Origin of the sequence: Bacillus sp. GMs2/2, from assembly GCF_050172095.1 — a bacterium.
In the GTDB taxonomy this organism is placed as follows: Bacteria; Bacillota; Bacilli; order Bacillales; family Bacillaceae_G; genus Bacillus_A; species Bacillus_A cereus.
The window spans coordinates 1-7059 of record NZ_JBNLYE010000211.1 but is presented as its reverse complement, the minus strand read 5'-3'; the positions used below and the strand labels follow the sequence as shown (position 1 = coordinate 7059).

Below are 7059 nucleotides of genomic sequence, written 5' to 3'. Positions count from 1 at the left end.
ACCTACTATAACATTACTGGAGGAATTCAATATGAAAAAATATGCTTTTATAACAGGTGCGAATAAAGGAATTGGATATGAACTTGTTCGTCAATTAGCAGAAAAAGATTATCACGTATTTTTAGGTGCTCGTAATGAACAACTTGGACAACAAGCCGTAGAATCTTTAAATGTTTCAAACGTTTCCTATATTCAAGTAGATATTTCAAATTCACAATCCATTCAAGAAGCAACAAAGAAAATTTACGAAACGACTGATCACTTACATTTATTAATTAATAATGCAGGCATAGCGCTAGACTTCAATATGCTACCTAGTGAATTAAATATTGAAACTTTACGCCAAGGATTTGAAGTTAATTTTTTTGGAACTTTCCAAATGATGCAAGCCTTTTTACCATTATTAAAGAATTCAAGCAACGGTAAAATAATAAATGTAACAACTGACATGGCCTCACTAACAATGTTTGCTAATGGTGAAACACATCCAATTAATACACTAGGATATAATTCTTCAAAAACAGCTATTAATGCTTTAACATTAGCTTTTAGTAAAGAATTTGCCACTAACGGTCCAGAAGTATTTGGGGTAACTCCTGGTTTTACAACTACGGATCTTAATGGAAATTCCCCCGGTGGCCATACAACCACTGAAAGTGCTAAAATTATTATTAAATATGCATTAAGTGAAACAAACTATAATGGTAAAATACTTAACAAAGATGGCATTATACCTTGGTAATAAAAGGATGAATGATATGTATTATACAATTGGGCAAGTCGCCAAAATGCAACACTTAACTATTTCTCAAATACGTTATTACGATAAACAAGGACTGTTTCCTTTTCTGCAAAGAAACGAAAAAGGAGATCGAGTTTTTGATGAAGAAGCACTGAAATATTTAGAGATGATTTTGTGTTTAAAAAACACTGGTATGCCAATTCAAAAAATAAAACAATTTATCGACTGGTCTATGGAAGGAGAATCTACCATCCTTCAAAGGTTAGAATTAATGAAACAACAGGAGACCAATGTCTTACAGCTCATTCAAGACACTGAAAAAAACTTAAAAAAGATACAACAAAAAATTGCTAAATATGAGAATGAAATAACTTCAGCAAATGCTATTAAAAAATAAAAAAATCACCTTCTACATATTGTAGAAGGTGATTTTTATTTTATGATGCTTGCTTTCCTTTATCTGCATCATCTACATACCAGATGAATTTGCCTGTATATCCGTAAATAACTGCTAAAATTAACGATACGAAGCTTAACCACATAAACGGAACGTATGAGAACGTTGCTACACCTAAAATACCAGCCATAAAAATACCATTATCAGACCATGGAACCATACCTGAAGTTAACGTTCCACCTACTTCTGAGTTACGCGCTAATACACGACGGTCTATTTTTAATTTATCATAGCTATCTTCCATAATTTTTGGTGTTAAAATTAGTGATACATACATCGCACAACCAAATATATTAGCTAAGAATGCCACGATTAATGTAGACAATGTTACATTACCTGCAGAATTTAATTTCTTCTCAAATTTTGATACGATTACTTTTAAAACACCTAGTTTTTCAAGTAATCCACCAAATCCTAAACCGAAAATAATAACGGCTACTGAGCCAAGCATGCCGTTAATTCCACCACGGTTTAATAACTTGTCAACAAACTCAACACCAGATTGAATTGAGAATCCGTTATAAGCTGTTCCAATCGCCTCTCCAAAGTTCATCCCTTGGAAAAGAGTTGCCCAAATTGCACCAATTAAAGCTCCCATTGCAATTGTTGGCATAGACGGTTTCTTCATCGCTAATAGAACGATAACAATGACCGCCGGAACAAGCATCCATATTTTAATATCAAATTGCTTTAATAAAGCTTCTTTTAAAAATTCTACTCGATTCAAATCTACATTATCGCCGCCATACATCCAACCAGCTACAGTAAACATAATACTAGTAATAATATAAGCTGGAACATCTAATACGAGCATAGCTCGAACGTGAGCAATAACATCTACTTTTGCCATAGAAGCTGCAAGAACTGTGCTATCAGAAAGTGGTGATAATTTGTCGCCGAAATAAGCTCCTGAAAGAACTGCACCAGCAACAAGCGGAAGTGGTAAACCAAGTCCTTCACCAATCGCCATCATAGCAATACCTGCTGTTCCCACTGTTCCCCAAGACGTTCCTGTTGCGATAGAAGTTATAGAACAAATAATTAATGTTGCTAATAGGAATATGCTAGGGTGAATAAATTCTAATCCATAATAGATTAATGTTGGTACTACCCCACCAGCAATCCATGTTCCAATTAAAGCACCTACTGCAACTAAAATCAGTATCGCTTCTAATCCGTTAGAAATCCCTTTCGTAATTGCATCTTGCAATTCTTGATAACGAAATCCTAATCTTAATCCAAGCGCAATTACTAAAAACCATGAAATAAATAGCGCTAATTGAATTGGGAGATCAAAAATCGTTTGGAAGGAAAAGACAACAGCAAGAAATAGTAATAAAAGAACTATGATTTCTAGCATCGATGGTAATCTTACACTTTTCATTTTTTTCTCTCCTTACAAGTCGATAACATGACGTATGTCGTCTTACATGTATGTAATATACAATTAGCGAAGACAAAACAAAATTTTCATATTATTTCGATTTATTTTTCCAGTATAATATATTCACAACCCTTTCTATTGTAAAAGTAGATTACGTTTTTCGCAATGAAAAATATAAAAAATGTTGTATTTTTATTTATCCCGATATTTTCGGCCAATAAGACTCCCGTCTCAAAATTCAGTAAGTGCAAAGCACTTAGGTAAGAAATTAACTACTGTAAAATTCCGAATTGATATGAACGTATTAAAGCTTCACTTTATTTACAAAAAACAATCCCATACTAACTTTTTTAATATTTGCTGCAATAAAACTTTTTACAACTATCTTAGCTTTTTAATTCACACCATTATTTTCTACATGAAAAATAGGGCACACATCATAAAAATGATGTATGCCCTATCTTTATTTATACATATTTTGTATTTCTTCTTTATTTTTAAGTATTTCCTCAAACTTATCACTACAACCCTTCGGAAATAACACTCCCAGTCCATATGAATGCGCAAATTGAAAATGAGGGTACTTCGCTTTTACCTCATCCCAAAACTTATATACGCCGAAATCACTACTTCTAACTTCAATATCATGAAATAATACAATACCGTTTTTCGCGACTTTCGGTAGCCATGTATTATAATCGTGAGAAACAGCTTCATACGTATGATAGCCATCAATATGCAAAAGATTTATCGTTTCATCTTGAAACCGGTCTACAGCATCATCAAAAGTAGATCGAATTAAATTTCCTATATTAAGGTAGTTATCGCTCACTACTTTTTCTACTATTTGAAAAACCCCTTCTCCATATGGACCTGTATGCCCATCTCCAGCCCAAGTATCTACTGCAAAGCATTTAGTCGATAACCCTCCATCTTTTACTCCCTGACAAAAACTAAAAAAGGAAGCTCCTAAATGTGTACCTAACTCAACTAAAGTTTCTGGTTTTTCAAATCGTACTAAGTCATATGCAAAATCTAAATGTCCACTCCACGCAGATTGTGACCGAATAATAGGACTAAATGTTTCAAATTCAAATGATGGTTTATGAGTAACCCAGTTCATCGCATAACTCCTTCTGCACATATTTTTAACAAACCAAATTACTCTTATCTTTATTTTTTTATCGCCTTGATTATGATTCTATTTCATGAAAATATGAAGAATTTATTCTTTTCTATTGAGGTAACGCATCATATACATATGGGTCAGTTGGCTTATTAATTTTCTCGATTTTGTTTACTTTTACAAGTGGAAAGACTGTTCCTTTATATGTCGTTTCATCTAATAATCCTGTTATTTTTACCCATGTTTCTTCTGGAATTTTTTCAATATTTTTCCCGGTAACAATCATCCCCCAGACTGATGCATCCGCAATACAACAAGTTATGCCATATCGAGCCACTACTGCTTTATTACCCGTCACATCTTTATCCTTATATATAAACCCTAAGAATGTAATTTCTTTCCCTTTAAACCAATTAACATTTTGACCAATTACATTCATTGTTTGAACATAATCCTTATCCTTTACTTGTAGTTTACGCTGTCCTAACATACTTTTTACTACTTGCTCTTCCGTTTTATAAGTCGTTGCTAAATTTGATGTTTCTTCTGAATCAACTAATACTTCTCGCTCATCAAACTTAACCTGTTTCCCCTCTTTTTCGTTTCTTTCCAGACTTCTCGCCTGTACACTTTGATTCATACCCCTTTTTCCTGCTAAACTTCCATCAATTGTTACACTTCCAAAGAGAAAAGCACTAACTATCGGAACAACAAATAAAACATATACAAAGAAACTTTTTATCCCTGATTTTGATGTTGTATGATGTTTACAACAATTATAATCATGCTGTTTTTCTCTTCCATCTCCCCAAACTTGTACAATACCAAAAATTAAAATTACTACAAAAGCTATATACGTAAATTTGATCATTTTTGGAGCGATAAAATTATAAATATTCCCTGTTACAAGTAGTTTAAATAAGAGCATTGCTAAACCAATTAAAATAATGCCACGAATATAGCGATGATATGCCTTCTGCTCCTCTTTCTCCATTCTTTCTCACCTCCTATAACATTATGATTTGCACGATGGTATACACAGATACAATGACAATTCCCATCAAAAAGAATACAAATCTCTTTTGAAAATACGCAAATAGCATTAACGTATTTTTCATATCAAGCATAGGCCCAAACACAAGAAATGCGAGAAGTGCCTTTATCGAGAAAACATGTCCAAAAGACGCAGCTATAAAAGCATCGGCTGCAGAGCAAATTGATAAAACATAACCAAACCCCATCATAATAATGGGAGCAATTACTTCGTTATGTGCTACTGCATCCAGTACATTCCGATCAAAAAACGTTTGAAATACACTTGCTAAAAAAGCACCAATCAATAAATACTTACCAGTATCAAAAAACTCATCTACAGTGTGATTCATAACATCTTTCCAACTCTTTTTTTTGCTTGTTTGAACTGAAACCTCTACGTCTTTTAAAACATTTCTTTCGCGATAGCAATAATACACAATTAGACCTATGAATAGAGCAACTAAAATTGTTATCCCAAAGCGTGCATATACAACGTAATCATTTTTTTGAAACGCATATACAGTAGATAAAAAAACGACTGGATTCATAATGGGTGCACTCAGTAAAATAACAATGCCTACATGAAGTGGTAACCCCTTTTGAATGAGCCTTCTTACAATTGGTATAATGACACATTCACACATTGGAAAAAGAACTCCCACAAATACTGCTGGAATCATTGCAACAATTGGAGATTTCGGCATTACTTTTTGAATCATATCTTCCGTCACAAACACTTGAATAAATGAAGAAACAATTACCCCTAATAAAATAAAAGGTATTGCTTCAAAAATGATACTTAAAAATACCGTATTCACATTCAGCCATTCCTGCGGTATATTTTTGTGCAAATTTACTAGACTTGTAAAATCTACAAAAAATAATAAAAAGAGAAACATAGCGATAAGAGCTATGCCTACTAATTCTTTTGAAACTCTATTAAAGACCAAGCTTCTCGCCTCCATTTTATTTATATGTAAACATGTGCTTGTCCAAATGCTTCATACTACAGCACAAATTTTATAGTCTATTTCTATTCTTAAATCGTAATCATTATGATTTATTATTGATTTTTCTTTTCCTATCGTTTAATATAAAACGTAATCATTACGATTTAAAGGAGAGATCATTTCATGAAAAAAGTACCTATCACTGTATTAAGTGGTTTTTTAGGATCTGGAAAAACTACCTTACTACATCACATTTTGACTAATAAGAATAACTTAAAAGTAGCTGTTATCGTTAATGATATGAGCGAAGTAAACATTGATGCATCTCTTATAAAAAAGGGTGGTTTTTCACGTACGGAGGAAAAACTAGTAGAGATTCAAAATGGCTGTATTTGTTGTACACTACGAGAAGATTTAATGATAGAAGTGAATCGTCTTGTGGAAAATGGTGATATTGACTATATTATTATTGAATCTTCTGGTATAAGTGAGCCTATTCCAGTTGCTCAAACGTTTACTTATACAGACGAAGTTCTTACCATTGATTTAACGAAAAATTGTCGCCTCGATACGATGGTTACAGTTGTAGATGCAAATAGATTTTGGGATGATTTTGCAGATGGAGAAAGTTTATTAGACCGAAAACAAGCAATCGATGAGAATGATACCCGAGAAGTTATTGATTTATTAATAGATCAAATTGAGTTTGCAAACGTAATTATTCTTAATAAGATAGATTTGCTAGAAAAAGAAGATGTGATAGAGCTTCATCATTTACTAAAAAAATTAAATCCTAATGCAAAAGTTCTTGAATCTTCGTTTAGCAAAGTACCATTACAAGAAATTTTAAACACAAATCTATTTAATTATGAAGAAGCTAGTCAATCGGCCGGCTGGATACAAGAATTAAATAGTGATCATCATACACCGGAAACAGAAGAATATGGTATCACTTCTTTTGTTTACCGCCGCAAATATCCTTTCCATCCCGAGCGCCTTATGAATTGGCTAGAAAAATGGCCTTTAGATGTTGTAAGAGCGAAAGGATTCTTCTGGTTGGCATCTCGTAATAATATGATAGGGCTTCTATCTCAAGCAGGCTCCTCTATTACAATTCAAGGAGCCGGTGAATGGATAGCGGCATTACCTGAAACTGAAAAAAATCAAATGATTACAGAAGAACCAGAAGTATTGAAAAACTGGGATAAACAATATGGAGATCGAATAACCGAACTCGTATTTATCGGAATTGATATGAACTGTTCTTTAATTGAACAATCATTAGATGATTGTTTATTAACAGAAAAAGAAATGCAACAAAACTGGAATACATTTATTGATCCTATCCCGGCTTTTACTTATACT

At 32.9% G+C, this 7059-nt stretch carries 7 protein-coding genes; 3 read left to right on the top strand and 4 right to left on the bottom strand.

Annotated features, from left to right (window positions below; genetic code table 11):
- The first annotated feature begins 31 nt into the window (after positions 1 to 31).
- Positions 32 to 742 carry an SDR family NAD(P)-dependent oxidoreductase gene (locus tag ACQGS6_RS20185; protein WP_000759548.1) on the top strand — a complete coding sequence of 237 codons (711 nt, stop codon included), beginning with the start codon at positions 32 to 34 and terminating at the stop codon, positions 740 to 742.
- A gap of 16 nt (positions 743 to 758) precedes the next feature.
- Positions 759 to 1139, top strand: a complete 381-nt coding sequence (locus tag ACQGS6_RS20180; protein ID WP_000291861.1) for a MerR family transcriptional regulator — start codon at positions 759 to 761, stop codon at positions 1137 to 1139.
- A 40-nt stretch (positions 1140 to 1179) separates the two neighbouring features.
- Here the strand turns inward: ACQGS6_RS20180 and nhaC are convergent, their stop codons facing one another.
- From nhaC to ACQGS6_RS20160, 4 genes are all read right to left on the bottom strand, one after another.
- A complete protein-coding gene (gene nhaC / locus ACQGS6_RS20175; RefSeq protein ID WP_000843992.1) occupies positions 1180 to 2583 on the bottom strand; it encodes a Na+/H+ antiporter NhaC in 1404 nt (467 codons plus the stop codon).
- Positions 2584 to 3046: 463 nt separating this feature from the next.
- The gene (locus tag ACQGS6_RS20170) at positions 3047 to 3706 is read right to left on the bottom strand and encodes a class I SAM-dependent methyltransferase (protein ID WP_001104673.1); all 660 of its coding nucleotides are present in this window, start codon (positions 3704 to 3706) and stop codon (positions 3047 to 3049) included.
- A gap of 112 nt (positions 3707 to 3818) precedes the next feature.
- Positions 3819 to 4703 (bottom strand): TIGR03943 family putative permease subunit, encoded by an 885-nt coding sequence (locus ACQGS6_RS20165; RefSeq protein WP_000409938.1) that lies wholly within the window; start codon positions 4701 to 4703, stop codon positions 3819 to 3821.
- A 13-nt stretch (positions 4704 to 4716) separates the two neighbouring features.
- Positions 4717 to 5709, bottom strand: coding sequence for a permease (locus ACQGS6_RS20160; RefSeq protein ID WP_002004825.1), 993 nt, complete (start codon positions 5707 to 5709; stop codon positions 4717 to 4719).
- 168 nt (positions 5710 to 5877) lie between these two features.
- Between ACQGS6_RS20160 and ACQGS6_RS20155 the strand changes: the two genes are divergently transcribed.
- A partial coding sequence (locus ACQGS6_RS20155; protein WP_426965481.1) for a GTP-binding protein occupies positions 5878 to 7059 on the top strand: 1182 nt, incomplete at its 3' end.

Bases quoted from the DNA above. Each gene is read 5' to 3' on its own strand.
- ACQGS6_RS20165 (WP_000409938.1), bottom strand. From the start codon at position 4,703: ATGGAGAAAGAGGAGCAGAAGGCATATCATCGCTATATTCGTGGCATT.
- nhaC (WP_000843992.1), bottom strand. From the start codon at position 2,583: ATGAAAAGTGTAAGATTACCATCGATGCTAGAAATCATAGTTCTTTTA.
- ACQGS6_RS20160 (WP_002004825.1), bottom strand. From the start codon at position 5,709: ATGGAGGCGAGAAGCTTGGTCTTTAATAGAGTTTCAAAAGAATTAGTA.
- ACQGS6_RS20185 (WP_000759548.1), top strand. From the start codon at position 32: ATGAAAAAATATGCTTTTATAACAGGTGCGAATAAAGGAATTGGATAT.
- ACQGS6_RS20180 (WP_000291861.1), top strand. From the start codon at position 759: ATGTATTATACAATTGGGCAAGTCGCCAAAATGCAACACTTAACTATT.
- ACQGS6_RS20170 (WP_001104673.1), bottom strand. From the start codon at position 3,706: ATGAACTGGGTTACTCATAAACCATCATTTGAATTTGAAACATTTAGT.